This is a genomic window from Mesorhizobium sp. M6A.T.Cr.TU.014.01.1.1, assembly GCF_004022765.1.
Lineage (GTDB): Bacteria > Pseudomonadota > Alphaproteobacteria > Rhizobiales > Rhizobiaceae > Mesorhizobium > Mesorhizobium mediterraneum.
Map to the genome: position 1 here is coordinate 86,204 of NZ_RZPG01000003.1, position 25,489 is coordinate 111,692.

Consider the following 25,489-nt stretch of genomic DNA (forward strand, 5'->3'; position numbering starts at 1 on the left):
CCGCTTGCTAGGCTGGCGCAGCTTTTGCGAACGTCTGCGCCGCCCCTCATCTGCCTGCCGGCATCTTCTCCCCGTAAACGGGGCGAAGGACGCCATCATTGACGGTTTCGCCAATCACCAACGTTGCAAAAAGTGCGACAAAGCTACGGCCAGCCACTTCTCCCCGTCACTACGGGGAGAAGTGCCCGGCAGGGCGATGAGGGGCGGCGCTGACATCTGCGATGATCGTCCCCAACGCGGTTGGAGAGCTATGTTGCGACCGACGGACTTCAACCGACCGCGCAAGCCTCTGCAGGCCAAAACGCCGCGGTCCAAGCCGCGGCGTTTTCGAAATCAACCTCTTGAGTGGCCCTTAGCTTGACGGCTGAGGCTCCATGCCGCCTTCGGGCTCCGGACCCTTCTTGCGGCGGCTGCCGGACTTCGGCACGGCCGAGCCGCGGCTCGGCGGCGTGTCGTCGCCGAGATCGCGGGCGGGCTTGTGGCCGGCGATCAACTGCTTGATCTCCTCGCCCGACAGCGTCTCGTATTCCAACAGCCCCTGCGCCAGCGCGATCCATTCCTTCTTCTTCTTGGTCAGGATGGATTTCGCCGTCGAATAGGCCTCGTCGATCAGCCGGCGCACTTCGGCGTCGATGATCTGCGCCGTCTCTTCCGAGACGTTCTGCGTGCGCGCCACCGAATGGCCGAGGAACACTTCCTCCTGGTTGTCGCCATAGGCGACGTGGCCGAGCTTGTCGGAGAAGCCCCAGCGCGTGACCATGGCGCGCGCCAGCTTGGTTGCCTGCTCGATGTCCGAGGAGGCGCCCGAGGTGATGTTCTCCTTGCCGAACTTGAACTCCTCGGCGACGCGGCCACCCATCATGATGGCGAGGCGCGAGATCATGTATTTGTAGCTCATCGAATAGCGGTCGCCTTCCGGCAACTGCATGACCATGCCAAGCGCCCGGCCGCGCGGGATGATGGTCGCCTTGTGTAGCGGATCGGCCGACGGCACGTTCAGCGCCAGGATGGCGTGGCCGGCCTCGTGATAGGCGGTGAGTTCCTTCTCGGCCTGGGTCATGGCCGACGAGCGGCGCTCGGCACCCATCATGATCTTGTCCTTGGCGTCCTCGAACTCGGCCATGGTGACAAGGCGCTTGTTGCGCCGCGCCGCCATCAGCGCGGATTCGTTGACGAGGTTCATCAGGTCGGCGCCGGAAAAGCCTGGCGTGCCGCGTGCGATCACCTTGAGGTCCACATTGGGTGCCAGCGGCACGTTGCGCACATGCACCTTCAGGATCTTCTCGCGGCCAACGATGTCGGGGTTCGGCACCACAACCTGGCGGTCGAAACGGCCGGGCCTGAGCAGCGCCGGGTCGAGCACGTCCGGCCGGTTGGTGGCGGCGATCAGGATGATGCTTTCGTTGGATTCGAAGCCGTCCATTTCGACCAGCAACTGGTTCAGCGTCTGCTCGCGTTCGTCATTGCCGCCGCCGAGGCCGGCGCCGCGATGGCGGCCGACCGCGTCGATTTCGTCGATGAAGATGATGCAGGGCGCATTCTTCTTGGCCTGGTCGAACATGTCGCGGACGCGGCTCGCGCCGACGCCGACGAACATCTCGACGAAATCCGAGCCGGAAATGGTGAAGAACGGCACGTTGGCTTCACCGGCGACCGAACGGGCGAGCAGCGTCTTGCCGGTTCCGGGAGGGCCGACGAGCAGCACGCCGCGCGGAATCTTGCCCCCAAGCCGCTGGAACTTCTGCGGATCACGCAGGAATTCGACGATCTCCTCCAGATCCTGCTTGGCTTCGTCGACGCCGGCGACATCCTGGAAGGTGACGCGGCCATGCGCTTCGGTCAAAAGCTTGGCCTTCGACTTGCCGAAGCCCATGGCGCGGCCGGAGCCAGACTGCATCTGGCGCATGAAGAATATCCAGACACCAAGGATGAGGATCATCGGCAGCCAGGAGATGAGATAGCCGAACAGCGAATTGGAACCGTCTGATTCAGGGCGCGCATTGATGGTGACGTTCTTGTCCTGCAGCCTCGAAACCAGCGACGGATCTCCAGGCGAATAGGTCTGGAAGCCGGTAGAGGTGTCGGTATAGGTACCGGAAATGCGGGCACCCGCGATGGTCACCGTCTTGACCCGGCCGGCCGCGACATCCTGCAGGAACTGCGAATAGGGGACGTCGCTCGCCGCTCCGCGCGTCTGCGGCGTCTGGAACAGATTGAAGAGAGCGATGAGCAGGACCGCTATGATCGCCCAGAGCGCGAGATTGCGATAATTCGGATTCATCAATTGTCCCGTTGGCGTCCGCTGGCGGACACGCGTCGTGAGAGGAAACTTGGGTCTAACATAGGGATGGCGTCCTCCCTTGCCAAGCAGAACAGCATGTCGCGGTTAAGCTTTCGCCCATCATCAACCGGCAGTGTGGCCGCTGAAAGGCGTGGCAGGGAGGAGCGGCGCGCCGATCAGCGTGGCGACAGTTCCGGCCGGCGCCAGGTCGAAGGACGGCAGGAAGCGGGCAAAAGGTGCGACGACCGGGCATGCCGCCATTCGTGGCAAGGCCGGGCTGTCCTGCACCGGACTAAGGCTTTCGCCAAGAGGTCCACTTGAGCGCCACAACGCCGGCTCGGCCGCCAGGGCCGCGCGGACAAGGCTTGGCGGCGTGCCGTCTTCGGCAATTTCCCGTTTTGCGGCACGAGCCGCGCCGAGCGGCGCGATCAAAAATGCACCTGGCTCGTCGCCCAATGTGATCCTCCGGCGGCCGTCCCAGAGAGCATCGTCCACGGCAGGAGCAGCGGGCGGCAAGTTGCGGGTTTCGCGACGCAGGAAAATGCCGGCACGCCGTGCATCGACCACCGTCCGCGACAATGTGGCGCAAAATGGCGCGGCCCTCAGCCGGTCGAGCAGCGCCTCGCTGCGCGCCTGGTCGGGCAGAAAGGCGACGCCGCCGACAGTCGCCAGCAGGATACGCAGCGCGTAGACGGCCGCCGGCTCGTCGCCGGCCGTCGCAAACCCCGGATCGAGACGGATAAGGCCATCAGCCGGCCTGCTGGCAAAGCCACGGATCAACGCGGCCGCGCGATGGCCAAGCTGTTCGCGCTCCACCGCAGCCCGCGCGGCCAGCGCCACCGCATCTGCCACGCGCTGCGCGCCATTGTCGTCGGCAAGCGCTGCGCGGATGCGCGGGCGCTCGAAAGCCTCGTCGTCATTGGTCGGGTCTTCGGCCCAGCCGACGTTCGCGCGTCGCAGGACTTCGCGCAGCGCCGCACGCCGCGTGCCGAGAAGCGGCCGAGCGATCCAGATCCGCCAGTCGTAAAGGGTTGCGGGCGCCATGCCGGCAAGGCCTCGCCCTGCCTCTCGCGGCCCCTCTTGGCGCGCGTGCCGCATCAGCACGGTCTCGGCCTGGTCGTCGGCAGTGTGGCCGGTCAGGATCAGGCCGATGCCCTCCGCCTGCGCTGCCTCGGCCAGCAGCCGGTAGCGGGCCTCTCGCGCGGCAGCCGGCAGGCCGGTCGACGGCTTGCGCCCGGACCAGACCAGAATGCGGTGGGCAATGCCGCGCGCGGCGCAAAGCCTGGCCACGGCTTGCGCTTCTGCCGCCGAGCCCGGCCGCAGATTGTGATCGATCGTCACAGCCAGCAATTTCGTTGCGGGCGCGCTGCGGTCGAGGTGATCTTTGATGAGAAGGAGAAGGGCGGTGGAGTCGCTGCCGCCGGACACGGCCGCAACAGCGCCGTTGGTAAAGTCGATCCGCGAAAAAACCGAAAGGTCAGGCTCGGTTTCGAGCATCAATACATGTCGCCCAAAAGTGGGTCCGGGGCAACGACATGCAAGAAAAAACTAGCACGCCGCGAGCGCCCTTTCCTGCTTGACGCGTTCCCTAAGCGCGCCGGAAACGTTGGGATAGCGCTTGCCGATCTCGCCGAAAGTGGCGCAGGCCACGTCGCGCTGGTTCAATCCAACCAGCGACACGCCGAGCTTCAGCAGCATGTCGGGAGCCTTCTTGGCCTTCGGATAGTCCTTGCTGGCGGTGAGGAAAGTCTCGGCCGCGTCGCGGTATTTCTGCTGGCCGAGCAGTGACTCACCCAGCCAGTAATGCGCGTCCGCCGCCTTGGCGTCCTTGGGGAAGCGGGCGATGTGGTCGCGAAAGCCCTGTTCGGCAGTGCTGTAGTCGCCCGACAAGATGAACTGGTAGGAGTTGCGGTAAAGTTCCTCCGGGTCGTCGGTGGCAGGCAGCGCCGCAACCACCGTATTGTCGGACTTGCCAGCCTGCGTGCCGGCTTGATCGTTAGTGGCTGGGGCGGTGTTCTGCGCCGGTGCATGTGCCTGCGTGTTGCCGTCGGCGTCGACCACATTGCCGTTCTTGTCGACGGTGATGGTGCCGAACGTCTTCGGAGGCGTGCCCGGGATCACCCTGCCGGGTTCGCCAGTCGGCGATTCGACGATGACATCCTCGCCCTGGGCGCCGGCGGGCGGTGTGCCCGTATCGGCCGGCGCATGCGTCGCCGGAGCCTCGGCGACGCTGCTGTCGGTGTTGGTGGTGGCGTCCGACTTTTTCTGCTCCGCTGGTTGCGGCGCGCCTTGCGAACCGCCTTCCAGCTGCTGGAAGCGGAACTCGTTGTCTTCCTGCTGCTTGCGGATCTGCTCCTGCATCTGCAGGACCTGGAAGTTGAGCTCCTCGATCTTGCCGTTCATTTGCCGGAGCTGCTCCTGCAGTGCGGTAGTGCCGGTGCCATCCTGTGCGAACTGAACCTGATCCGGCTTTTTCTTTTCACCGAAAATGCCGAGCGTCGGCAGGTGGAAGGAAAAACCGCCTTTCGACGGTTGTTGCTCGTTGCCGCTTGCCCCGGTACCGGCAGCAAGTGCGGCGACGCTTGATACGAGCAGCAGCGCAAGCGTGCCGCTCAAGACCGATCTGAAATGCATGTGCCTCTCGCCGTGAAATTGTTTGCCTGTTGCATGCCTTCCGATCGGAGTGGGACCGTCAGGCGCCTTGGCTCTTAGCAGGACGCAGGACTTCGGCCAAATTTTGTTTCAAGTCTCATATCCGGGTGCCGGACATGAAAAAGGCGGCCGTCGCCGCCTTTCGCACATATGTGTTGCATTTCTGCCGATCAGGAATTGCCGATCAAGAACCGGCGCCGCTGAGCGTGGTGACGGCGCGGCGGTTCTGCGACCAGCAGGAGATGTCGTCGCAAACCGCGACCGGACGCTCCTTGCCGTAGGAAATGGTCTTCAGGCGCTGGCCGGAAACACCCCTGGCGACGAGGAAGTCGCGGGTGGCGGCGGCACGGCGGGCACCGAGCGCCAGATTGTATTCGCGCGTGCCGCGCTCGTCGGCATGGCCTTCGATGACGATGGCATACTGCCCATACTGGTTCAGCCACTGCGCCTGGCGCGAAAGCGTCGTCTGCGCGTCGGCGCGGATCGAGGACGAATCCGTGTCGAAGAAGATGCGGTCGCCGATGTTGACGGTGAAGTCCTGGGCCGATCCGGGCGTTGCCGCGCCGGCGCCGCTGAGGCCGAGATCGGCGGCGCTGTTCGGGGTCTTCTTCGAGGCGCAACCGGCGATGGCGAGCGACGCCACCAGCGCGATCATCACCGGGTTTCTGGTAAGTGCTGCGATACGGCCCATGCCGCCTCTCCTTCGCAATTCGAGTGATTTCGTTGATCGTCCAGTAACCACGTTTGGGTTAACCGGCGTTCAAGAAACACGGTTAAAATTTGGTTTCGGCTGCCGTCCGCAGCCGTTTTGCCAGGGGCCGCCCAAGGGGTCCACAATGTGCGCGGACCCTAGGCGGAAATGCGGCTAAAACGCGACCAAGCCGTGGAAACGTGGAAAGGAGTGAATTGAAGAGTTGAGGAATCCCGTTTTCTTCATCTCTTCAATTCTTCAATTCTTCATTTCTCCAATTCCTCTCACTCGAGCAGCGGCGACCAGGCTGGATCCGACGCGAAATTCGCGGTCGGGATCGACTGTTCGTTGCGGCCGGTGAGATCGACCGAAACGAGTTTCGGACCGCCGGCTGAATCGCGGAAGAACATCAGCACCCGGCCGTTGGGCGCCCAGGTCGGCCCCTCCTGCTGGAAGCCGGTTGAAAGGATGCGCTCACCCGAACCGTCGATGCGCATGACGCCGATCTGGAATTCACCGGCGGTCTGCTTGGTGAAGGCGATCAGATCGCCGCGCGGCGACCACACCGGCGTCGAATAGACGCCGTCGCCGAAGGAGATGCGGGTCTGGCCCGAACCGTCGGCGCCCATCACATAGATCTGCGCGCGGCCGCCGCGGTCGGAAGTGAACACCACCTTGCTGCCATCAGGCGAATAGGACGGCGAGGTGTCAATGGCCGCCGAATTGGTGAGCCTGGTCGTCGAGCGGCTTCTCAAATCCATGGCGAAAATGTTGGAATTGCCGTCGTCGCGCAGCAGGCTCATGATCACCTTCTGGCCGTCGGGCGAGAAGCGCGGTGCAAAGGTCATGCCGGGAAAGTCGCCGACCAGCTCGCGCTGCCCGGTCTCGATCTGCAGCAGATAGACCTTCGGCTGGCCGCTTTCATAGGACATGTAGGTGATTTCCTGCCGGTTCGGCGAGAAACGCGGCGTCAGCACGATCGACTTGCCGTTCGACAGGTAGCGGACATTGGCGCCGTCCTGGTCCATGATGGCGAGGCGCTTCTTGCGCGCATTCTTTGCGCCCGATTCGTCGATGAAGACGACGCGCGTGTCGAAATAGCCCTTCTCGCCGGTCAGCCGCTCATAGATGGCGTCGGCAATGATATGGGCGACGCGCCTTGTATTGGCGTCGTTGGCGAAGAACTGCTCGCCCGACATCTGCTGACCGGCAAAGGTGTCCCACAGCCTGTACTGGGCGCGGACGCGGCCGTCGGCCTCCTTGCTGACGCTGCCGGTGACCAGCGCCTGGGCATTGATCACCTTCCAGTCCTCGAAGCGAGGCGTGGCATCCGGGTTCGAGATCTTTTCGATGAAGGCGCTCTTGTCGATCGGCGCGAACAGGCCGGAGCGTTTCAGGTCTGCGCTGACGATACCGGAAATCTCCGCGCCCAGCGCATCGCCACCCTGGAAATCGGTGATGGCGATCGGCAGCGGCTCGACATTGCCTTTGTTGACGTTGAGCTCGACGAGCGCCCGCGCCGGCAAAGTGGCGGCGGCAGTCATGCCCAGCGCCATCGCTGCGATCATCAGGAGCGGCTTGAGGATGGATTTCATGTCTTCTCGCTTCTCTTCAATGATTTTGGGGGCGCCCAGCCTATAGGCCCAGCATCTCTCTCGGATCGAAAGTGACCCGAACGTCGGCCCAGATGTCTTGTTTGCCTGCGGGAACCTGCAGGCCGGCCACATCGCATTTCTGAACCGCGCGCACGGCACTTTCGTCGAACGGGCGGTTTCCGCTCGATTTTTCGACGGACGGCCGGCCGTCCAGCTTGCCGGAGGCATCCAGGTTGAACCGGACCACGACGATGAAATTCTCGGAACCCTCGAGCCCTGCCGGCAGTGTCCAGCAGCCGCCAAGCTGGGCCTCCAATGCCCCCTGCTCCGATCTTGAAAGCTTCTGGCCCTGATCCTTGTCGCCCCCGAGAGACGCCTGCTGGGTCGAGCGCTTGGCGCCGCCGCCGGACGGTTTCCGCTTGTCGAGCAGCGCCGAAATCTCGTCGGCGTTGAACTGCTTGTCTTCCGACTTCGGCTTGGACGAGGCCTCCTTGACCGGCTTGTCGGCGTCCTTGCGCTCCGGCGCCTTGGCGCTTTCGGCCTGGGCCGGCTGCGGCTTCGGCCGCGCCTGCGGGGCGGGCGCAGAGTCCGGAAGCTGCGTCGTCTCGGTGGGCTGCTCTTTCGTTATTGCCTCGGCGACGAGGTCCGGCTTGACCTCAGGCTGCGGGTCGATGGCGGCGGTCTTGTCCTGCGGCGGCGTCGGCGCCGGCTCCTTGGCCGGTGTCGGCTTAGGCTCCGCCTGCTTGACCGGCTCCGGCTTCACCTCTTCCTTCGGCTGCGGGACCGGTGCGACCTCCGTCGCCGGAACAGGCTTGGGCTGCTCCTTCGGCTTCGGCACGTCCTCCGGCTTCGGCTTCTCTTTCGGCGTCGGCGCGGGCGGTGGCGCGGCGGCCAGATCGACCGGGTTCGGCTTGGCTTCTGGCGTTATCGGCTTGTCGGTGTCGACGCTGTTCTCGCCGACTTTCTGGGCATCGGGAACGATGTCGGGACGCTGTGTCGGCACCGGCGCCGGCTTCTCGTGCATCACAGCCTTCTTGTCGCCTTGCAGAGACTGCGCGGTCGCTTCCATCGGCACGATGTCGACCGACACCGATTCCACGTCGGACGCGGGCATGGCAGGCGGCGACGACAGCGTGAACAGCCCGAAGGCCAACGCTACCGTATGCAAGATCACCGATGTGGTGAGGCCCGTCCTCATCTTGCGTCTACTGATCCTGTTCCTGCAGCGAAACCAGGCCGATGTTCTTGTAGCCCGCGGCCGAGATGCGGGCCATCACCTTCATGGCCGTGCCATAGTCTGTCGACTTGTCGCCACGGATGAAGATGCGCTCGTCATAGCCAGTCTTCGAGATCGCCTGCAGTTTCGCCACCAGCTCCTCGATCGGGATTTCGGTCTCCTGGAGGTATATCTGGCCGGCCGGATTGATCGAGACGGTGATCGGCTGCGTATCGACGTTCATCGCCTTGGCCTGCGTGTCCGGCAGGTCGATCGGCACGCCAACCGTCAGCAATGGCGCGGCGACCATGAAGATGATCAGCAGCACCAGCATCACGTCGACCATCGGCGTGACGTTGATTTCCGATATCATCGCGTGATGGCGGCCGCGCCGCCTGTGGCCACGACCACCGCGTCCACCACCACCCGCGCCTACAGACATTCCCATGATTGTTCCTCAGGTCTTCTGCGCGACTTTTTCATCGATTTGGCGCGAGAGTATGGCGGAGAACTCGTCCGCGAACCCCTCCATGCGCACGGCTATCTTGCTCGCGTCCGACGACAGCTTGTTGTAGGCGATGACGGCGGGGATAGCCGCGAGCAGGCCGATGGCGGTGGCCAGCAGCGCTTCGGCAATGCCGGGTGCGACCACCGCCAGGCTGGTATTCTTGGATGCGGCGATCGCCTGGAACGAGGTCATGATGCCGATGACGGTACCGAACAGGCCGATGAAGGGCGCCGCCGAGCCGGTGGTGGCGAGAAAGCCAAGCCGTCCTTCCAGCTTTTCCATTTCGCGGGTCAGCGCTAGGTCCATCGCCTTGTCGATGCGGTTCTGCAGGCCAAGCGGCGATTTCGCGCCCTTCTCGAAGCTCTTCTTCCATTCGCGCATGGCGGCGACGAAAATGGCGCCCATGCCGGTGGTCTTGCGATCTGCGAGCGTGCGATAAAGCTCTTCCAGCGATTGCCCCGACCAGAACACCTGTTCGAAGCGATTGAGCGCGAGCCGCATGCGGCCATAGGCGACGAGCTTGTCGACGATGATCGCCCAGGTCCAGATCGAGGCGCAGAGCAGCCCGATCATGACCAGCTTGACCACCCAGCCGGCTTGCATGAACAGCGCCCAAATCGACAAATGCGCGCCCGGTTCGGCGAGTGCGATATTTTCCATGGTTACGTCCTTAAGATTTTCCGGGCACGGCTGGCGGCTGGCCCATGGGCATCCCTTGTGGTCCGTTCGCGCAAAGCTTCCGGAATAACCCCAAAATGCACCGTTGGCGGCCTTTTCGGGGCAAATGTTGGTGAAAGGAAGGCGCTGGATTCCTCCAATCTTCACCACTCTCTTCATGAACCGTTATGGTTAAGGATGGGTTAGGACGTACAGCGCGGCGCATTGCCGCGCCTTGGGCGAGCCGCCAGCCATCGTCAGCGGAGCATCGGCGTCGGTAATTTGCCGATTTGAACTTATCGATTTGTGGGCATGAAGGCTGCGATCCATTCCTTCGGAAAACGCCTTGGCCGGCCATTCTCGCCGATGATCGCCGCCTCGACCCGCGCCTCGACCAGCACCTCACCGCCGCGCTTCAGCTGCTGCGCCATGAAGATGCGGGCGCCCGAAATGTCCTCGGTGCGCGTCTCGATGGTCAGGATGTCGTCCATGCGGGCGGACCCGCGAAAGTCGATCTCCATGCGCCGCACCACCCAGACTATTCTTTCGCCATGCTTGCCGTTGGCGAGCTCGGTGTGATGGACGCCGGCAAGCCTGAGATAATCGGAACGGCCACGCTCGAAGAATTCGAGATAGCGCGCATGATAGACGACGCCGGAGAAATCAGTGTCGGCATAATAGACCCGCGCCATCAGCCGGTGGCCGAATTCCGTCAGCGCGCCGGAAAGCCCGGCGCCGAGCGCCGCCGATTCACCATGATCGTCCATCGCGCTTTCCTTTTTGGGCCTGACCGGGCACCTAAAGCGCGACGCGCTTTAGGTAGTTGTTTCCGTGCGTGTCGTTGTCCCAAAGCCGCTACACACTTTTGGGCGACACTCATTAGCTTGGCGCATGAACCCGATGGCACTGTTGACGGCGATGATCAAGACCTTGATGGCGGCGCTGCTTGTGCTGACCGCGCTGGCGCTGCCGGGCCAAGCGGCGAGCTTTTCGGTGAAGCGCGGCCTCAATCTCGACCAATGGACGACTTGGCCGAGCGAGGACAAATGGGGCGACCGGCAGGCAATCCTGCCCTATCCGGAATGGCGCAAGTTCCTTGGCGATGATGACCTCAAGGCGCTGAAGAGCGCCGGCTTCGATTTCCTGCGCATGCCGGTCGATCCGTCGCCGTTCCTGTCGGACGAGACGCTGGCGCTGCGCGACGAGCTCTATGCCAGCGTGCGGGACTCGGTGCGCATGATCAATCGCGCCGGACTGAAAGTGATCGTCGACATGCACCTGATCCCCAGCGGCAGCAGCCGCAAGATCGGCATGGGCGAGGTGATGGACGACCCGAAAGTGTTCGAAGCCTATGTCGAAATGGTGCGCAAGATGGCGCGCACGCTGGCCGATGAGGATCCGCGCCAAGTCGCCTTCGAGCCGATGAATGAGCCGGTCGTCGACTGCGACACCGACGGCACCAGCCTCTGGCCGGAGCGCCAGCAGAAACTGTTCGCGGCGGCGCGCTCGTCGGCTACGAAGCTCACCCTGATCCTGACCGGCGCCTGCTATTCCCATGCGGCATCGCTGGCAAAGATCGATCCGAAGGCGATTCCCGACGATAACATCATCTGGACCTTTCACTCCTATGAGCCGTTCCTGCTGACCCACCAGGGCGCGACCTGGGCCGGCGACTTCATCCCCTACGTGACCGGCCTGCCCTATCCGCTCACCGCCGTCCCGCGCGCCCAGCTGGATGTTACGCTCGATACGATCCGAGCAAGGATCAAGGCCGAGGCGCCATGGACGCGGCAGAGCGGGCTGCTTGCCTATCTCGACGAGCAGGTCGCCAGCATGGACACGGATGAGAAGCTGCGCGAGATGATGGATGCGCCGTTCACCAAGGTCGAGGCATGGGCAAAGGCCAACGGCATCAAGCCGCAGAACATCACGCTCGGCGAGTTCGGCATGATCCTCCAGGAATACGGCAATGCCTATGTGATGCCGGCCAAATACCGCGCCGCTTATGTCAGGGACATGGTCGCGCGCGCCGAAGCTCATGGCTTCTCTTGGTCGGCCTGGAGCTATGGCGGCGCCTTCGGCATCGTCGACGCTTTTGACAGAGAAAAAGCCGAGCCGGATGTGATGGAGATGATCAAGTCGCTTCATTGAAGCGGTTCAAGCTGAACCCAGTTCGATCGAAAGAATCTCTGGGCGCACCCCAAAACGCACCGGCAGGATGCTGAAGCCGAGCCCTCCGGAGACGATCAGGTTGCGGCTCTCCTCCACGACATGGCCATAGGCAAAACGGTTGCCGAAGCGGGATGGCACGACCGGAGAATAGCCGAGCAGCCGCACCTGTCCGCCATGGGTATGGCCCGAAAGGGTCAACGATATCCGTGACGGGACCTTCGGAAATATGTCGGGCTCATGCGCGAGCAGAATAACGGGAGCCTTGTCGCTCACCTTTGCCAGCGTGCCATGCAGGTCATCCAGCCCTTTGAATCTGCTGCGGCCCCAGGCTTTGCCCGGCCGCAGCGCAAGTTGGTCCGCAAGCCCGGCGACCCAGAAGCCATGCCCGTCCTTTTCAAGGCGGACGGCATCGTTTTCCAGGACCGGGATGCCAGCGCTCTCGAGCGCCCTGCGCGCCACCGTCGGCCCGAACCCGGCCTTTTGCGCGGAAAGGTCCTCCCACCAGTCGTGATTGCCGAGGATCGACCACACGCCGAGCGGCGCCTTCAAATCGGACAAGGCCGGCGCCCATTCAGAGGAATCCACCCAGTCCGTCACCAGGCGCGTGCCGGATGCATAGTCGCCAAGCAGGACAATCAGATCCGGCTGCAGGGTGTTCGCCCGTTCGGCAAGCGACCTGATCCGCTCCGGCGTCATCCATGGCCGGCAAGCATGAATATCGGCGAGAGCGACAACGCGAAGCCGCAATCCTGCAGGCCAGTTTGGCGGCGTCAATGAATAGCGCTTTACATGCGTCAGCAACATCGGCTCCAGGCCAACCGCATAAGCGCTGAGCGACACGGCGGATAAGAACGAACCGCCGATGAGGCGCAGGAAGCCACGTCTGGTGATCATCGCTCAGCTCCGTCGTTCGTGGGATCGACGGTCCCACAGCGCGAGGCGTTAGAGCCCGCAAATGCGCCGGCAAGCTGACCGGGATTAGGAGATTTTGCGCAGGAACGAAGGGCCGCGCGGACGCTACTCTTCCTGGAACAGGCTGATCTGCTGCTGCGCAAGGTCCTTCGGCGCGTCGAGGCCGAGATGCCGCCAGGCATTGGCGGTCAGCACGCGGCCGCGCGGCGTGCGCTGAATAAAACCCTGCTGGATCAGATAGGGCTCTATGATGTCCTCGATGGCATCGCGCGGCTCGGAGAGCCCTGCAGCGATGGTCTCGATGCCGACAGGCCCGCCGCCAAAATTCCGCGCGATCATCGAGAGATAGCGGCGGTCGAGCGCGTCGAGGCCGAGTGCATCGACCTCGAGCCGCGTCAGCGCCTCGTCGGCGATCTGGCGATCGACATGACCGTCGCCGGCGACGGAGGCAAAATCGCGCACGCGGCGCAACAGCCGGCCGGCGATGCGCGGCGTGCCGCGCGCCCGCCGCGCGATCTCTAGCGCGCCATCGTCGCCGAGCGGCATGGCAAGGATGCGGGCGCCGCGCCGCACGATCTGCTCCAGTTCCTCGACCGAGTAGAAATTGAGACGAACCGGAATGCCAAAACGGTCGCGCAGCGGATTGGTCAAAAGACCGAGCCGGGTGGTTGCGGCGACCAAGGTGAAGCGGGCAAGATCGATCTTGACCGAGCGCGCCGCCGGCCCTTCGCCGATGATCAGGTCGAGCTGGAAATCCTCCATCGCCGGATAGAGGATTTCCTCGACCGCCGGATTGAGCCGATGGATCTCGTCGATGAACAGCACGTCGCGATCTTCGAGATTGGTGAGCAGCGCTGCGAGATCCCCAGCCTTGGCGATGACCGGACCGGAGGTCGAGCGGAAATTGACGCCGAGCTCGCGCGCCATGATCTGCGCCAGCGTCGTCTTGCCGAGGCCGGGCGGGCCGACGAACAGCACGTGGTCGAGCGCCTCGCTGCGGCCCTTGGCGGCCTCGATGAACACTTTGAGATTGGCCCGCACCGCCGCCTGGCCGACGAACTCGCCGAGCGTCTGCGGCCGCAAGGTCTGCTCGGCATCCTCGCCGCGCTTGTCGGGAGCAATGAGGCGTGGCGAAAGGCTCATGCCGCCTTCCTTGCACAGGGCAGGGAGCTGGACAAGCGTAGACTCACCGCGCCAGTTCCTTCAGCCCGAAGCGGATCAGCTTCGACGCATCCGCGTCCCCACCGGCGCTTTTCAGCGCTGCCGCCACCGCATTGGCGGCGGTATCGCGCGAATAGCCGAGATTGACCAGCGCCGAGACGGCGTCGGTGATCGGCGCCGGCGCGACGCCTTCGCCGAGCTCCTGCTTCAGGCCGATGGTGCCGGAGGCAGTGCCCGCGTAGGCCGGCGCCTTATTCTTCAGTTCGGTGACGATGCGCTCGGCCACCTTTTTGCCAACGCCCGGCGCGCGGCTAACCATGGCAATATCACGTAATGCGATGGCATTGGCGAGATCGGCCGGCGCCAGCGTCGACAGGATGGCCAGCGCCACCTTGGCGCCGACGCCCTGCACATTGCTCATCAACAGCCGGAACCACTCGCGCTCGAGCACCGACTGGAAACCGTAGAGCCGCAGCATGTCCTCGCGCACATAGGTCTCGATGAACAGCACCACCGCCTCGCCGGGTGCCGGCAAAGCGGCAAGCGTGCGCGCCGAGCAGTGGGCGACATAGCCGACGCCGTGCACATCGACGATGCAGAAATCCTCGTCGATCTCGTCGAGCGTGCCTTTGAGCTTGCCGATCATGCCAAGGCTCTCATGGATACAAGGCCCTCATGGATAGGTTTCCGGAGACATGATGTCGAGGTCCGGGAAGTAGCTGCGATAGCGCGCGGCATCGCGTGTCAGCAGACGATGTCCCGCAACGACGGCGTGGGCTCCAATAAAGAAATCCGGCAGCGTTCGTTCGCGGAGCCCCCCTGCGCGGCGATAGCGGGAATGCGTGACGCCGGCAAGGAACGCCGCTTCCCATGGCAAGAGTTCGCGATCCATCTTGAGCGTCTCGACTGCTTTACGAAGTGCGGCTTCCGTCGCTATCAGCGGCGCGAGTTCGGACCAGACGATTGTGTTGATAACGAGTGCGCCATCGCGCCGGCATGCGGTGATCGCCGACGTCGACCACTTCGTCTCCCGTCCGGCAGGACCCCAAACGTCGATCAGGACATTTGTGTCAATCAATGTCGAGATCTTCACGTGGACCCCTCAGCCACTCGATGTACTCGTCTGCCGTCATCCCTCCCAGATCCAGCGTGCCGGCCATCTGATCGAGCAGCCGGCTGAAGCTACGGGAAGCCTCCTCTTCGGAAATGTTTTTGACCGCAACGACACGAACTCCATCGTCAGTGGGCAAGAACTCCACCTCCGAGCCTGGGCCGATGCCCAGGCGATCCCGTATCTCTTTCGGGATCGTCACCTGTCCTTTGGTTGTCACCCGCATGGTAATACCTCTCAGGTATTACTTACTGCCAACCCTGAGAACAAGTCAAGAACAAACTTATCGTATCGTTCCGAAATCGGAATCGATTTTCGGAAAGCACGATGCGTAGATTCAAAGTGCTAGAACGTGCTTTGTGCGTCCAAATGGACGCTCGTCGCTCTAGGCGAGCGCCATCCTATAGGCAACACTCTGCCGGTGATGCGCATGGCAGATGGCAATGGCCAGCGCGTCGGCGGCATCGTCGGTGTCGAAAGTCGCCTTCGGCATCAGCACCTTGACCATCATGTGGATCTGCTTCTTGTCGCCATGACCGACGCCGATCACCGCCTTCTTGACGGCGTTGGGCGCATATTCGGCAACGACCAGGCCTGCCCGCGCCGGCACAAGCATGGCGATGCCGCGCGCCTGGCCGAGCTTCAGCGTCGCTGCCGCATCCTTGTTGACGAAAGTCTGCTCGACCGCCGCCTCGTGCGGCATGGCGGTATGCAGGATCTCGGCGAGCCCATCATGCAACTGGCAAAGACGCGTCGCCAGCGCCGCCTTGTCGTCGGAACGCACGGTGCCGGAGGCGACGAAGCGCAGCGAATTGCCGAGGCTCTCGACGATGCCCCAGCCGGTGCGCCTCAGCCCCGGATCGATGCCGATGATGCGAATCGCTTCCCCCATCCGCCAAGTCTACCCCTAGCGGACAGCGATGCCAGCGAAATGTGAACAAACCAGAAACAGGTCCGCTACGTCCCCAGGAGAGCCCCTAAGAGACTGTTTCGAAAGTCGCTCCGGCGCGTCATATGGTGGCGGTTTCGAGAACCGGAGCGCAGCGGACATTTGGGTCCGTGAGCCCGCGCATGACCCCGAAAATCGGAAAGATTTCGGAAAGGATCATGCGCAAAATCAAAAGCGCTACAGCGTCGCGTCCAAAGGACGGGCGGCGCTGTAGAGTTTCCAAACAGTCTCTTAGCCGCGGGCGAAAGCCGTGTTGAGCAGCGTGATCTGGTCGGAAACCGGATTGACGCGGCGGCCGGATGGCGACACGTCAGGCACGGCGCCGCCGTAGATTTCCTCGTCCATGCGACGCACCAGCGCCTGCAGGCGCAGCGAACGGTTGATGAGGTCAAGAAAATCCTTGGGCAATTCGACCCAGCCTGCGGCATCGTTGTTGGCGGAAGCGGTGTCGAGACGCACCTTAGATTTTTCGGAAGCAACCTGATCGCGGGTCATCTCTCCGGAATTCGCCGCACGCTGCAAGAGCAGCCAGGAAGCGACCTGCATCAGCCTTGTGGTCAGTCGCATCGACTCGGCCGCATAGAGCGTCGCCGCCAGCCTGGACAATTTCTTCGCCTCGGCCCGGCCCTTGCCGTCCAGATATTCGGCCGCCTGCTCGACCAGGCCCATGCCTTCCTGGTAGAGCGGCTTGAAGGATTGGGAGAAAACCCGGCGCTCCGCCAGCTTGATGGTTTTCGCGCTTCCCTTCGAAGTCTCGTTCATCGATACGCCCTGCACTTGCCTTACAGCCGGCCGAATCGGCGTCATCGCCGTCACGTCCTGCACCCTATATGACCGAGGCTTGAAAATGCGCTTCGGAGCGGGTGAAGGCAAGCACATGTTTAACAAACGGTTAACGGCGGCGCAGACGCCCGGGCAATCCGGATTGCGGGCAAAAAAAGAGCCGCGGATAAGGCGGCTCTCAGGAGTTTAACAGGGAGGCGTCAAACAAAGTGGCTCCAACCACTCGGTAAGAATCCAGATCACTGGATGCACATAGTAAACGCCTGTAAAGCTTAATGAAGCCTTAACGGCGCGGATATTTTTTGATCTAGCGCCGCCCGCCTGTGCCGTAACAGCACATGCTCAGGCCCGGGCTCAACCCTTTGGGCTCAGGCCTTTTGCGCCTCAGGAAGCCGCTCGGCTTTCCAAACCACCGGCAGTGCGATGTAGGCAAACAGCAGCAATCCCGCGTAAAAGCCCATCGAGGACGTTGCCACCAGTGGCTCGATCGCCGGGTTTCCGCCAAGCATGATGTAAAGGCCGATCAACAGGCCGATGCCACTGATTGCCGTCAACCAGAAATGGACAGTAGCGAGCGTCTTTTGCCCGACTGCCGGAAACAGATGGTAAAAGAAGGCGAACACCGCCGACATCAGCCATCCGGCCACCATGATGTGGGCGTGGGTCGGCATCTGCGCATGGTCTTTGCTGATCGCCATCTCAAGGCCAAGCGCCATCCCGAACATCGCGTAGATGACGGCCAGCGTGAAGAAATTTCGTGCTACCTTTTGCATAGTATCCCCCGATTTGCCTTTTCCCGTTATGGGAATGGGTTGAATTCAGGCGGTCGACCCGCCACCGGGGTCCCCGGCATCGGCGCATTAGCATCGGCAATGTTTCTGGACGATGCCGCATCGCGCCCGACCCTTCCCCGGCGTTGGTCAGAATAGCAGAAAACAGCGCGGTGAGACATGGTGTTGAAGCCGACGCTGAACGATATCACCATCCTGGGCGGGCATGGCGCTGGGTCCTGACCACCGGGATTGCTCTCGCCCCGGCGGAACGTGCCGATTGATACCGAGCGCCGCCTGAAATCTGTGGTGAAGCTGCCGGCGGCAGCTTCCATGGGCGGCGATCTATAGAAGGCCGGTGATCCCGTCCCACAGAAGCTTGACCGCGACGACCGCCACGGTCGCGTAGGTGAATGGATAGAACAATTCCGGCCGCATCCGCCGCACCAGCCAGGCGCCGGCGATGGTCGAGAGCGGCGCCAGCGGTACCAGAACCGCCGACGCGGTCAGGTTGGTGGTGTCGAACTGCCCGAGCGCAAAATAGGGGATGAGCTTCAATGCGTTGGTGGCGGCAAAGAAGATGGCGGCGGTGCCCGACAGCACTTTCGGATCGAGCCGGATCGGCAGCGCATAGACCTGAAAGGGCGGGCCGCCGACATGGGCGACGAAGCTGGTGAAGCCCGCGACCGTCCCCCAGAAGGCGGCAGCCGCGCGGTTGGGCTCGGCTGAGTGGTTTGCACCGTGCCGCATCTGTAGATAGACCCAGCGAAGCACGAAGATAATCGCCACGGCGCCGACGATCAGCCGCACCATTTCCGCTGTCACCAGCGCCGCGGTCAGCCAACCGAGGCCGATGCCGATCACCGCCCCCGGCATCATGTCTGCAAGCATCTTGCGGTCGTAGACACGCCACCATGTCCACACCGAGACGATGTCCATCAGGCACAGTATGGGCAGCAGGATGGCGGCGGCCTGGACCGGCGGCATGGCCAGCGCCATCAGCGGCACGCCGACGAAGCCGACCGCACCGCCAAAGCCGCCCTTGGACAGACCGACCAGGATGACGGCTGGAATGGCGGCGGCATAGAACCACGGATCGAGAAGCAGGCCTGACATCGGAGGGGAGCAGTTGGAGGGAAGGTCGGGCTCTGGAATAGACCAGAAATGGTCACGCCGCGACCGCAAAATATGTACGCGATGCCACCGGAGCCTGTCAGATGTTTGGCATGTCGAGCGGTGGCGGGCGCCTCCGGATCGGCTGCGCCTTGATGATGGCTGTGCTGGTTTCGGCCTTGTCGGCGATACGGTCGAGGAGCTTGTCGAGATCGCCGATCGAGCGCACGAACAGCCGGGCAACAAAGCAATCGTCGCCCGTCACCTTGTCGCATTCGCCAAACTCCGGGATCTCCTCGATCAGCTTCTGGACGATATGCAGCTTGCCCGGCAAGGGCCGGATGCGAACGATCGCCTGCAAGGTGTAGCCGAGCGCTTGGGGATCGATCTCGACGGTGAAAGCCCTGATAACGCCGCGATCCTCGAGACGTCGGAGCCGCTCCGAAACGCTTGGCGACGACAACCCGACCTGCTGGGCCAACTCCTTCAGCGAGGTTCGTGAATCCCGGATCAGGATGTCGAGAAGCTTTTTGTCCAGGTCGTCCAGCATTTTACGATCCTCAATCGAAAACGAGATTTGCCTCACTTAATTAGGCAAAGCAGGGATAACACCTTCTGCAAATCATGGAAAGCGCCGGAACCATGTGAGATCATCAAGTCTCAACAGATCTCAGGGGTATTTCATGGACAGCACGGTGCGTGGCACGATCGAAATGACGGCCGCAATGACGATCCTGGGCACGATCGGATGGTTCGTCGTCATGTCGGGCCAGCCCATCATGGACGTCGTCTTCTGGCGCTGTGCCTTCGGCGCGATAACGCTGCTGATCATCTGCGCTGCCTTGGGGCTGCTGCGCGGCAGGCTGTCACTGCGCATCGTGGCGATCGCGGCTCTGGGGGGTGCTGCCATCGTCGTCAACTGGCTGCTCCTGTTCAGCTCGTTTTCCCGCGCCTCGATCTCGATCGCCACGGCTGTCTACAACACGCAGCCCTTCATGCTGGTCGGCTTTGGCGCGCTCTTCTTCTCAGAGCGGCTGACCATGACAAAGCTGGCCTGGCTTGGCATTGCCTTTGCCGGCATGCTGCTGATCGTGCAAGGCTCGCCTGATGCCGGCTCCGATGCAGGCCCCAATACAGGTAATGTCGGCACCGATTATTTTACCGGTATCGCGATGGCGCTGGGTGCGGCTTTCTTCTGGGCCGTCGCCGCCATCGTCACCAAGAAGCTCAAAGGCACGCCACCGCACCTGATCGCCCTGATCCAGGTCTGCGTCGGCGTCGTCATGCTGGCACCCTTCGCCAATTTTCCCCAACTTCCCGCCGATGCGTGGAGCTGGAGCATGCTGGCGACGCTTGGCGTCGTCCATACCGGTCTGATGTACATCCTGATGTACGGCGCCATTCAGAAACTGCCGACGCATCTGCAGGGGTCGCTGTCCTTCATCTACCCCGTGGTCGCGATCCTGGTCGATGTCGTCGCCTTCGGCCACCGGCTGCATCCGGCCCAGATCGTCGGCGCCGCCGCCATCCTGATCGCCGCCGCCGGCATGAATCTTGGCTGGACGCTGTGGAAATCGAAGACCCAGCCGGGAGCACTCAGGCAATCAAGTGAGGCAAGAACGTCGCCGGACGACAATCCTGCGCCAATGATCCTGCCCCGCCCGCCTGTTCAAGGCCGGCACTTTGCTCTATGCCGCAATGCAACCATCTTCGCCCGGCATAGGCGAAAACCGGGATCGAAAACCAATGAACGACGCAACGCCTCCAAATCGCTGCCGCATCGTGCTGATCGCGCCGCCGGGCGTGTCGGCTGAGCGCATCGTTGCGGCGTTCGAGGGCGGCGACGTCGCCTCGCTTATCCTGCCCGAGAACGGCATGGACGAGGCCTCCTTCCAGGCCTTCGCGGAACAGATAGTGCCGGCGGCGCAAGCGGCAGGCGTTGCCGTCGTCATTGCCGGCGACACCCGCATCGCCGGCCGCGTTCAGGCCGACGGCATCCATATCGAGGTCGGCAAGGCCGAACTCGCCGAGACGATCGAACGTTTTCAGGAAAAAATGATGGTCGGCACCGGCGGCGCCAAGACCCGCGACGATGCGCTGGAACTCGGTGAGCTCAGGCCCGACTACATCTTCTTCGGCCGTTTCGGCTACGACAACAAGCCGGAGCCGCACCCACGCAACCTGTCGCTGGGGCAATGGTGGGCAGATGTGATCCAGATTCCTTGTATCGTCATGGCCGGGTCCGACATCGCCTCGGTGGAAGCGGTGGCTGCCACCGGCGCCGAATTCGTGGCGCTGTCCAGCGCCATCTTTGCCGAAGGCGTCGATCCAAAGATGGCAGTCGCCAGCGCCAATACGCTGCTCGACGAGGCCGCGCCGCGTTTCGAGGACTGACGTGCCCACGCGGACAATCCTTTTCGGTGCTTTGCTTGTGGCGCTCGCGGTGCAGACCGCCATGGCGGAAACCGTCCCATTGCCGCAAGCCAAGCCCAACGTCGGTGCAAAGACGGACAAGCCGATCGCCACGCCGCTGCCGCAGCCTGCCACCACGGCCCCGCTGCCGTCGGCCGACGCCATCAATCCGGATCGCTTTGGTGCAAAGCCGTCGGATTCTGCCTATGGCGCCTTCCAGCGCGGCCTTTACAAGACGGCCTACAACCTCGCCTTGGCCCGCGCCCAGAACGGCGATCCGGCGGCGCAGACGCTAGTCGCCGAGATATTGTCGCGCGGTCTTGGCATGCCGGTCAACGCGGCGGAGGCGGCAAAGTGGTACGCGCTTGCCGCCGAGCAGGGCGTACCGGAATCGCAGTTCCAGTATGCGCTGATGCTGCTCGACGGCCGCTACGTCAAGAAGGACGAAAAGGGGGCCTACGCGCTGATGCAGGCCGCCGCCGAGGCCGGAAATCGTCTGGCGCAGTTCAATTTCGCGCAGCTGCTGGTCCAGCAGGATCCCGGCGATGCCGGCATCGCAAAGGCCGTGTCCTACTATCAGCGCGCCGCCGCTACCGGCCTTGCCGACGCGCAATATGCGATGGCGCAGGTCTATGCCAATGGCGTCGGCGGCAAGCCGCGCGACGATGTCCAGGCGCGAGGCCTGCTGGCACAGGCAGCACGGCAGAACTACGATACGGCACAGATCGATCTCGCCGCCTGGATGATCGAAGGACGTGGTGGCGCCCGCGACCTGAAGTCCGGCTTCGGCTGGATGAAGCAGGCCGCCGAAGGCGGCAATGTCGCCGCCCAGAACCGCCTCGCCAAGCTTTACATGGGCGGCATCGGCACCGATCCGGATCCGATCCTTGCCGGCGCCTGGTACGTCGTCGCCCGCCGTGCCGGGCTCATCGACCCGCAGATGGACGATTTTCTGCAGGGCCTGACCGACGACCAGACGAAGCAGGCACTGCAGAAGGCCAACCGCCTGCCGTAGAGCGCCACGGGATGGCTGTGCGCCCGCCACTCCCTTGCCTCTCCCGGAGATTTGTGGTCTTGGAGGCACCAAATCGCTTTCATTGCGAAAATCTCATCCCGGATCACATCCTCATGGCCAAGATCAATGGCAACGAAATCCGTCCCGGCAACGTCATCGAGCATGATGGCGGCCTTTGGGTGGCGGTCAGGACCAATCACGTCAAGCCCGGCAAGGGCGGCGCCTATAACCAGGTCGAGCTGAAGAACCTGATCAACGGCACCAAGCTCAACGAGCGTTTCCGCTCCGCCGAAACCGTCGAACAGATCCGGCTGGAGATGAAGGACTTTTCCTTCCTCTACGAGCAGGGCGAAGCGCTGGTATTCATGGATACCGAAAGCTACGAGCAGCTTGAATTGCAGAAGGACTTTGTCGGCGACCGCGCCGCCTTCCTGCAGGACGGCATGATGGTGACGGTCCAGCTCTATGACGAAAGGCCGATCGGCATTTCGCTCCCCGACCAGGTAACGCTGACCATCACCGAGGCCGATCCGGTGGTGAAGGGCCAGACCGCGGCCTCGTCTTACAAGCCGGCGATACTTGAGAACGGCATCCGCGTGCTGGTGCCGCCCTTCATCGGTTCGGGCGAGCGCATCATCGTCGACACCAACGAAATCACTTACGTGCGCCGCGCCGACTAAGGCGCCGGCAGCAGGAAGAAGCGCAGCAGGAAGAAGCACAATGGCGCGTTCCGCGATCCTCAATGTCATGGTCCAGGCCGCCATGAAGGCCGGCCGCTCGCTGTCGCGCGATTTCGGCGAAGTGCAGAACCTGCAGGTCTCGATGAAGGGCCCAGGCGACTATGTCAGCCAGGCCGACCGCAAGGCCGAAGACATCCTCTTCACCGAGCTGTCGAAGGCGCGGCCGGGCTACGCCTTCCTGATGGAAGAGCGCGGCCTGATCGAAGGCGATGACGGCCAGCACCGCTGGATCGTCGACCCGCTCGACGGCACCACCAATTTCCTGCACGGCATTCCGATGTTCGCTATCTCGATCGCGCTGGAGCGCCAGGGCCAGATCGTTGCCGGTGTCGTCTACAATCCGGCGATGGACGAGCTCTACACCGCCGAGCGCGGCGGCGGCGCCTTCATGAATGATCGCCGCCTGCGGGTCGCCGGCCGCACCAAGTTGATCGATACTGTGATCGGCTGCGGCGTGCCGCATCTCGGCCGCGGCCAGCACGGCAATTTCCTGGTCGAGCTGCGCAACGTGATGGCCGAAGTCTCGGGCGTGCGACGCCTCGGCTCCGCCTCGCTCGATCTCGCCTACGTCGCGGCCGGCCGCATGGACGGGTTCTGGGAAACCGGCCTGTCGGCCTGGGACGTTGCCGCCGGCATCCTGCTGATCCGCGAGGCGGGCGGCTTCATCTCCGACTTCGCCGGCGGGCAGAACATGCTGGATGGCGGCTCGGTCGTCGCCGGCAACGAGATCATTCAGCGGGCGCTGTTGAAGACCGTCCGGAAGCCGGTGGCGCCGCGCTAGGTCAAAAAGATAGAGCCCATCCCGATTCTATCGGATCGGGCTCTAGCGGACTTGGCGCGCTGAACCGCCGCAGTCGCAAAACCGCAACCAAAGCTTGAAATACTGTCCTGCATCCGCCCAGATAAGAGGTGATGCAGGATTGTTCATGACGGACATCGGGCCAGAATCCCAGATCGAAATCCCCTTTATGGGACGCTGGCACTATTCGCGCGCCGAAATGATCGCCGACGGCATCGTCCATGCGGTCGGCATCGTGCTGGCCATTGCCGCCGGCTCGGCGCTGCTGGCGCTGGCCGCCTTCCATACCGGTCCGGGCGAATACATTGCCGCCGCTTTCTACGTGGTTTCGCTGCTCACCGTGCTGTCGGTGTCGATGGCTTACAATCTGTGGCCGGTGTCGTCGCCAGCCAAGTGGATATTGCGGCGCTTCGACCATGCCGCGATCTACCTGCTGATCGCCGCGACCTATACGCCCTTCCTCGCGCAGCTCGACGGCTCGCCGCTGACCATCTCGATGATCGTCCTGGTCTGGGCTGCTGCAGCGATCGGCATCGCCATCAAAGTGCTTCTTCCCGGCCGCTTCGACCGGCTGGCGATCGTCTTCTATCTCGCCATCGGCTGGAGCGGCATCGTTCTTGTCGAGCCGCTCGTCCAGACATTGCCGACGACATCGATCGCGCTGATCGTTGCCGGCGGGATCGTCTATTCCTGCGGCGTCATCTTCTTCGCCTGGAAGGGCCTGCGCTTCCACACTGCGCTGTGGCACGGCTTTGTCGTCACCGGCGCCGGCCTGCATCTGGCAGCCATGGTCGACTGCCTGGTCATCAATCGACTCTAACGCCAATGATCCGGTCGGCAATATTGCCACACGCCATTCAATTTCGTCATAATTCCGTTTAGAGTCGCGCTCAACGTGATCGGCGGCATCGGAAACGGCACACGGATGACTTTTTTCAAATCTTTCGGCATGGGCAAACGCTCCGACGTTCTGATGTACGACCCGCACAAATTGTCGAGCCCGCAGGTCTTTCTCCTGACCATGGTCATCTTCCTGATGATCGTCGCCTTCATCGCCGCCATCCTGACCCGTCAGATCTCGAGCGCCTTCGTCACCAATCCCGGCCTCAACGGCCTGATCATCGGCGTGCTTGTCGTCGGCATCCTGCTGGCCTTCGTGCAGGTCGGCCGGCTGTTTCGCGAAGTGCGCTGGGTCAACTCATTTCGGGCCGGCTCCGAAACCACCGAACCGGTGCTGCTGGCGCCGATGAAGGCGATGATCGGCCGCTCGTCGACGATCGCCTTCTCGACCAGCTCGATGCGCACCATGCTCGATTCGATCGCCACCCGCCTTGACGAGACCCGTGACACCTCGCGCTACCTCGTCGGGCTGCTGGTGTTCCTTGGCCTGCTCGGCACCTTCTGGGGCCTGCTCAACACGATCGGCTCGATCCGCGAAACCATCGAGTCGCTCGATCCCGGCACCGGCGATGCCGCCGCCGTGCTCGAATCGCTGAAGCAGGGGCTTTCCGCGCCGCTGGCCGGCATGGGCACCGCCTTCTCGTCCTCGCTGTTCGGCCTGTCCGGCTCCCTGGTGCTCGGCTTCCTCGACCTGCAGGCTGGCCGCGCCCAGACGCGCTTCTACACCGAGCTCGAAAACTGGCTGTCCTCGGTCACCGACCTGTCGTCCGACATCGTCGTCGCCGATCCAGCCAAGACCGAATCCTCCGACGAGATCCGCGTCCTGTCTGAAAAACTGCGCAACATGCAGGAGAATGGCGGCGGCGCCAATCCGCGCGTCGCCACCGCCATGGCCAACCTTGCCGACGGCATTTCGGGCCTGGTCAAGAACATGCGCTCGGAGCAGCAGATCATGCGCGACTGGGTCGAGGCCCAATCGGACGAGCAGAAGGCGATGCGCACCACGCTGGAGAAGATCGCCGACGCCCTGAAGAAGCCTGGAGTCCATTAGC

The 25,489-nt window shown here is 63.1% G+C and carries 26 protein-coding genes and 1 pseudogene; 8 read left to right on the plus strand and 19 right to left on the minus strand.

What is annotated here, in order from left to right; all coding sequences use genetic code 11:
• Positions 1 to 352: 352 nt before the first annotated feature.
• The 9 genes from ftsH to ybgC all read right to left on the minus strand — a co-directional run bounded on the left by ftsH (position 353) and on the right by ybgC (position 10,367).
• Complete coding sequence (gene ftsH, locus EN885_RS05285) at positions 353 to 2,281, minus strand: ATP-dependent zinc metalloprotease FtsH (RefSeq protein ID WP_065011263.1); 1,929 nt, start codon at positions 2,279 to 2,281, stop codon at positions 353 to 355.
• Positions 2,282 to 2,404: 123 nt separating this feature from the next.
• Positions 2,405 to 3,778, minus strand: coding sequence for a tRNA lysidine(34) synthetase TilS (gene tilS / locus EN885_RS05290; RefSeq protein WP_128241740.1), 1,374 nt, complete (start codon positions 3,776 to 3,778; stop codon positions 2,405 to 2,407).
• A 51-nt stretch (positions 3,779 to 3,829) separates the two neighbouring features.
• Positions 3,830 to 4,915, minus strand: a complete 1,086-nt coding sequence (gene ybgF, locus EN885_RS05295; protein WP_128241741.1) for a tol-pal system protein YbgF — start codon at positions 4,913 to 4,915, stop codon at positions 3,830 to 3,832.
• Positions 4,916 to 5,117: 202 nt separating this feature from the next.
• Entirely contained in the window at positions 5,118 to 5,624 is a 507-nt protein-coding gene (gene pal, locus EN885_RS05300; protein ID WP_095487393.1) for a peptidoglycan-associated lipoprotein Pal, read from the minus strand.
• Positions 5,625 to 5,908: 284 nt separating this feature from the next.
• Complete coding sequence (tolB, locus tag EN885_RS05305) at positions 5,909 to 7,219, minus strand: Tol-Pal system beta propeller repeat protein TolB (RefSeq protein WP_095487395.1); 1,311 nt, start codon at positions 7,217 to 7,219, stop codon at positions 5,909 to 5,911.
• A 40-nt stretch (positions 7,220 to 7,259) separates the two neighbouring features.
• Positions 7,260 to 8,417: an energy transducer TonB gene (locus EN885_RS05310; RefSeq protein ID WP_128241742.1), complete on the minus strand. Its 1,158-nt coding sequence runs from the start codon at positions 8,415 to 8,417 to the stop codon at positions 7,260 to 7,262.
• 7 nt (positions 8,418 to 8,424) lie between these two features.
• Positions 8,425 to 8,883 (minus strand): protein TolR, encoded by a 459-nt coding sequence (gene tolR / locus EN885_RS05315; protein WP_095487399.1) that lies wholly within the window; start codon positions 8,881 to 8,883, stop codon positions 8,425 to 8,427.
• A gap of 9 nt (positions 8,884 to 8,892) precedes the next feature.
• Entirely contained in the window at positions 8,893 to 9,603 is a 711-nt protein-coding gene (tolQ, locus tag EN885_RS05320) for a protein TolQ (protein ID WP_095487401.1), read from the minus strand.
• Positions 9,604 to 9,896: 293 nt separating this feature from the next.
• Positions 9,897 to 10,367 (minus strand): tol-pal system-associated acyl-CoA thioesterase, encoded by a 471-nt coding sequence (gene ybgC, locus EN885_RS05325; RefSeq protein ID WP_126104538.1) that lies wholly within the window; start codon positions 10,365 to 10,367, stop codon positions 9,897 to 9,899.
• A gap of 133 nt (positions 10,368 to 10,500) precedes the next feature.
• On the opposite strand from ybgC, the gene EN885_RS05330 reads away from it, so the two are divergent.
• Positions 10,501 to 11,751, plus strand: a complete 1,251-nt coding sequence (locus EN885_RS05330; protein ID WP_128241743.1) for a cellulase family glycosylhydrolase — start codon at positions 10,501 to 10,503, stop codon at positions 11,749 to 11,751.
• Between the two features lie 6 nt (positions 11,752 to 11,757).
• On the opposite strand, the gene EN885_RS05335 is transcribed toward EN885_RS05330, so the two are convergent.
• From EN885_RS05335 to EN885_RS05380, 10 genes are all read right to left on the minus strand, one after another.
• A complete protein-coding gene (locus EN885_RS05335) occupies positions 11,758 to 12,666 on the minus strand; it encodes a metallophosphoesterase (RefSeq protein WP_128241744.1) in 909 nt (302 codons plus the stop codon).
• Between the two features lie 123 nt (positions 12,667 to 12,789).
• Positions 12,790 to 13,827, minus strand: a complete 1,038-nt coding sequence (gene ruvB / locus EN885_RS05340; protein WP_095487405.1) for a Holliday junction branch migration DNA helicase RuvB — start codon at positions 13,825 to 13,827, stop codon at positions 12,790 to 12,792.
• Positions 13,828 to 13,870: 43 nt separating this feature from the next.
• Entirely contained in the window at positions 13,871 to 14,491 is a 621-nt protein-coding gene (gene ruvA, locus EN885_RS05345) for a Holliday junction branch migration protein RuvA (RefSeq protein WP_127288382.1), read from the minus strand.
• 27 nt (positions 14,492 to 14,518) lie between these two features.
• Positions 14,519 to 14,938 carry a type II toxin-antitoxin system VapC family toxin gene (locus tag EN885_RS05350; RefSeq protein ID WP_128241745.1) on the minus strand — a complete coding sequence of 140 codons (420 nt, stop codon included), beginning with the start codon at positions 14,936 to 14,938 and terminating at the stop codon, positions 14,519 to 14,521.
• Complete coding sequence (locus tag EN885_RS05355; protein ID WP_128241746.1) at positions 14,916 to 15,182, minus strand: AbrB/MazE/SpoVT family DNA-binding domain-containing protein; 267 nt, start codon at positions 15,180 to 15,182, stop codon at positions 14,916 to 14,918. The genes EN885_RS05350 and EN885_RS05355 overlap by 23 nt, the downstream gene beginning before the upstream one ends.
• Before the next feature lie 159 nt (positions 15,183 to 15,341).
• Positions 15,342 to 15,848, minus strand: a complete 507-nt coding sequence (gene ruvC / locus EN885_RS05360) for a crossover junction endodeoxyribonuclease RuvC (protein WP_128241747.1) — start codon at positions 15,846 to 15,848, stop codon at positions 15,342 to 15,344.
• A 288-nt stretch (positions 15,849 to 16,136) separates the two neighbouring features.
• Positions 16,137 to 16,667 carry a DUF1465 family protein gene (locus EN885_RS05365; RefSeq protein WP_095487415.1) on the minus strand — a complete coding sequence of 177 codons (531 nt, stop codon included), beginning with the start codon at positions 16,665 to 16,667 and terminating at the stop codon, positions 16,137 to 16,139.
• A 389-nt stretch (positions 16,668 to 17,056) separates the two neighbouring features.
• Positions 17,057 to 17,461, minus strand: a complete 405-nt coding sequence (locus EN885_RS05370) for a hypothetical protein (RefSeq protein WP_126104533.1) — start codon at positions 17,459 to 17,461, stop codon at positions 17,057 to 17,059.
• 342 nt (positions 17,462 to 17,803) lie between these two features.
• Positions 17,804 to 18,574 (minus strand): sulfite exporter TauE/SafE family protein, encoded by a 771-nt coding sequence (locus EN885_RS05375; protein ID WP_128241748.1) that lies wholly within the window; start codon positions 18,572 to 18,574, stop codon positions 17,804 to 17,806.
• Between the two features lie 97 nt (positions 18,575 to 18,671).
• Positions 18,672 to 19,121 (minus strand): Lrp/AsnC family transcriptional regulator, encoded by a 450-nt coding sequence (locus EN885_RS05380; protein ID WP_095487421.1) that lies wholly within the window; start codon positions 19,119 to 19,121, stop codon positions 18,672 to 18,674.
• Between the two features lie 133 nt (positions 19,122 to 19,254).
• Between EN885_RS05380 and EN885_RS05385 the strand changes: the two are divergent.
• From EN885_RS05385 to EN885_RS05415, 7 genes and pseudogenes are all read left to right on the plus strand, one after another.
• Positions 19,255 to 20,145: pseudogene (locus EN885_RS05385) on the plus strand (DMT family transporter); the annotation flags it as partial.
• A gap of 172 nt (positions 20,146 to 20,317) precedes the next feature.
• Entirely contained in the window at positions 20,318 to 20,965 is a 648-nt protein-coding gene (locus tag EN885_RS05390) for a thiamine phosphate synthase (RefSeq protein WP_126104530.1), read from the plus strand.
• 61 nt (positions 20,966 to 21,026) lie between these two features.
• Positions 21,027 to 21,998, plus strand: coding sequence for a tetratricopeptide repeat protein (locus tag EN885_RS05395; RefSeq protein WP_126107322.1), 972 nt, complete (start codon positions 21,027 to 21,029; stop codon positions 21,996 to 21,998).
• A 113-nt stretch (positions 21,999 to 22,111) separates the two neighbouring features.
• Positions 22,112 to 22,678 (plus strand): elongation factor P, encoded by a 567-nt coding sequence (gene efp, locus EN885_RS05400; protein ID WP_095487427.1) that lies wholly within the window; start codon positions 22,112 to 22,114, stop codon positions 22,676 to 22,678.
• A 40-nt stretch (positions 22,679 to 22,718) separates the two neighbouring features.
• Positions 22,719 to 23,519, plus strand: a complete 801-nt coding sequence (locus EN885_RS05405) for an inositol monophosphatase family protein (protein WP_095487429.1) — start codon at positions 22,719 to 22,721, stop codon at positions 23,517 to 23,519.
• Between the two features lie 145 nt (positions 23,520 to 23,664).
• Complete coding sequence (locus EN885_RS05410; RefSeq protein ID WP_126104529.1) at positions 23,665 to 24,357, plus strand: hemolysin III family protein; 693 nt, start codon at positions 23,665 to 23,667, stop codon at positions 24,355 to 24,357.
• A gap of 105 nt (positions 24,358 to 24,462) precedes the next feature.
• Positions 24,463 to 25,488: a MotA/TolQ/ExbB proton channel family protein gene (locus EN885_RS05415; protein WP_095487693.1), complete on the plus strand. Its 1,026-nt coding sequence runs from the start codon at positions 24,463 to 24,465 to the stop codon at positions 25,486 to 25,488.
• The last annotated feature ends 1 nt before the right edge of the window (position 25,489 follow it).

Excerpts from the sequence above, each read along its gene's own strand:
- tolR (WP_095487399.1), bottom strand. The coding sequence starts at position 8,883 with ATGGGAATGTCTGTAGGCGCGGGTGGTGGTGGACGCGGTGGTCGTGGC.
- EN885_RS05415 (WP_095487693.1), top strand. The coding sequence starts at position 24,463 with ATGACTTTTTTCAAATCTTTCGGCATGGGCAAACGCTCCGACGTTCTG.
- tolQ (WP_095487401.1), bottom strand. The coding sequence starts at position 9,603 with ATGGAAAATATCGCACTCGCCGAACCGGGCGCGCATTTGTCGATTTGG.
- EN885_RS05365 (WP_095487415.1), bottom strand. The coding sequence starts at position 16,667 with ATGAACGAGACTTCGAAGGGAAGCGCGAAAACCATCAAGCTGGCGGAG.
- ybgC (WP_126104538.1), bottom strand. The coding sequence starts at position 10,367 with ATGGACGATCATGGTGAATCGGCGGCGCTCGGCGCCGGGCTTTCCGGC.
- EN885_RS05380 (WP_095487421.1), bottom strand. The coding sequence starts at position 19,121 with ATGCTGGACGACCTGGACAAAAAGCTTCTCGACATCCTGATCCGGGAT.
- ruvB (WP_095487405.1), bottom strand. The coding sequence starts at position 13,827 with ATGAGCCTTTCGCCACGCCTCATTGCTCCCGACAAGCGCGGCGAGGAT.
- ftsH (WP_065011263.1), bottom strand. The coding sequence starts at position 2,281 with ATGAATCCGAATTATCGCAATCTCGCGCTCTGGGCGATCATAGCGGTC.
- efp (WP_095487427.1), top strand. The coding sequence starts at position 22,112 with ATGGCCAAGATCAATGGCAACGAAATCCGTCCCGGCAACGTCATCGAG.
- EN885_RS05405 (WP_095487429.1), top strand. The coding sequence starts at position 22,719 with ATGGCGCGTTCCGCGATCCTCAATGTCATGGTCCAGGCCGCCATGAAG.
- tolB (WP_095487395.1), bottom strand. The coding sequence starts at position 7,219 with ATGAAATCCATCCTCAAGCCGCTCCTGATGATCGCAGCGATGGCGCTG.
- EN885_RS05410 (WP_126104529.1), top strand. The coding sequence starts at position 23,665 with ATGACGGACATCGGGCCAGAATCCCAGATCGAAATCCCCTTTATGGGA.
- EN885_RS05375 (WP_128241748.1), bottom strand. The coding sequence starts at position 18,574 with ATGTCAGGCCTGCTTCTCGATCCGTGGTTCTATGCCGCCGCCATTCCA.
- ruvA (WP_127288382.1), bottom strand. The coding sequence starts at position 14,491 with ATGATCGGCAAGCTCAAAGGCACGCTCGACGAGATCGACGAGGATTTC.
- ruvC (WP_128241747.1), bottom strand. The coding sequence starts at position 15,848 with ATGGGGGAAGCGATTCGCATCATCGGCATCGATCCGGGGCTGAGGCGC.
- EN885_RS05330 (WP_128241743.1), top strand. The coding sequence starts at position 10,501 with ATGGCACTGTTGACGGCGATGATCAAGACCTTGATGGCGGCGCTGCTT.
- EN885_RS05395 (WP_126107322.1), top strand. The coding sequence starts at position 21,027 with ATGGCGGAAACCGTCCCATTGCCGCAAGCCAAGCCCAACGTCGGTGCA.
- tilS (WP_128241740.1), bottom strand. The coding sequence starts at position 3,778 with ATGCTCGAAACCGAGCCTGACCTTTCGGTTTTTTCGCGGATCGACTTT.
- EN885_RS05390 (WP_126104530.1), top strand. The coding sequence starts at position 20,318 with ATGAACGACGCAACGCCTCCAAATCGCTGCCGCATCGTGCTGATCGCG.
- EN885_RS05370 (WP_126104533.1), bottom strand. The coding sequence starts at position 17,461 with ATGCAAAAGGTAGCACGAAATTTCTTCACGCTGGCCGTCATCTACGCG.
- EN885_RS05335 (WP_128241744.1), bottom strand. The coding sequence starts at position 12,666 with ATGATCACCAGACGTGGCTTCCTGCGCCTCATCGGCGGTTCGTTCTTA.
- ybgF (WP_128241741.1), bottom strand. The coding sequence starts at position 4,915 with ATGCATTTCAGATCGGTCTTGAGCGGCACGCTTGCGCTGCTGCTCGTA.
- pal (WP_095487393.1), bottom strand. The coding sequence starts at position 5,624 with ATGGGCCGTATCGCAGCACTTACCAGAAACCCGGTGATGATCGCGCTG.
- EN885_RS05310 (WP_128241742.1), bottom strand. The coding sequence starts at position 8,417 with ATGAGGACGGGCCTCACCACATCGGTGATCTTGCATACGGTAGCGTTG.
- EN885_RS05355 (WP_128241746.1), bottom strand. The coding sequence starts at position 15,182 with ATGCGGGTGACAACCAAAGGACAGGTGACGATCCCGAAAGAGATACGG.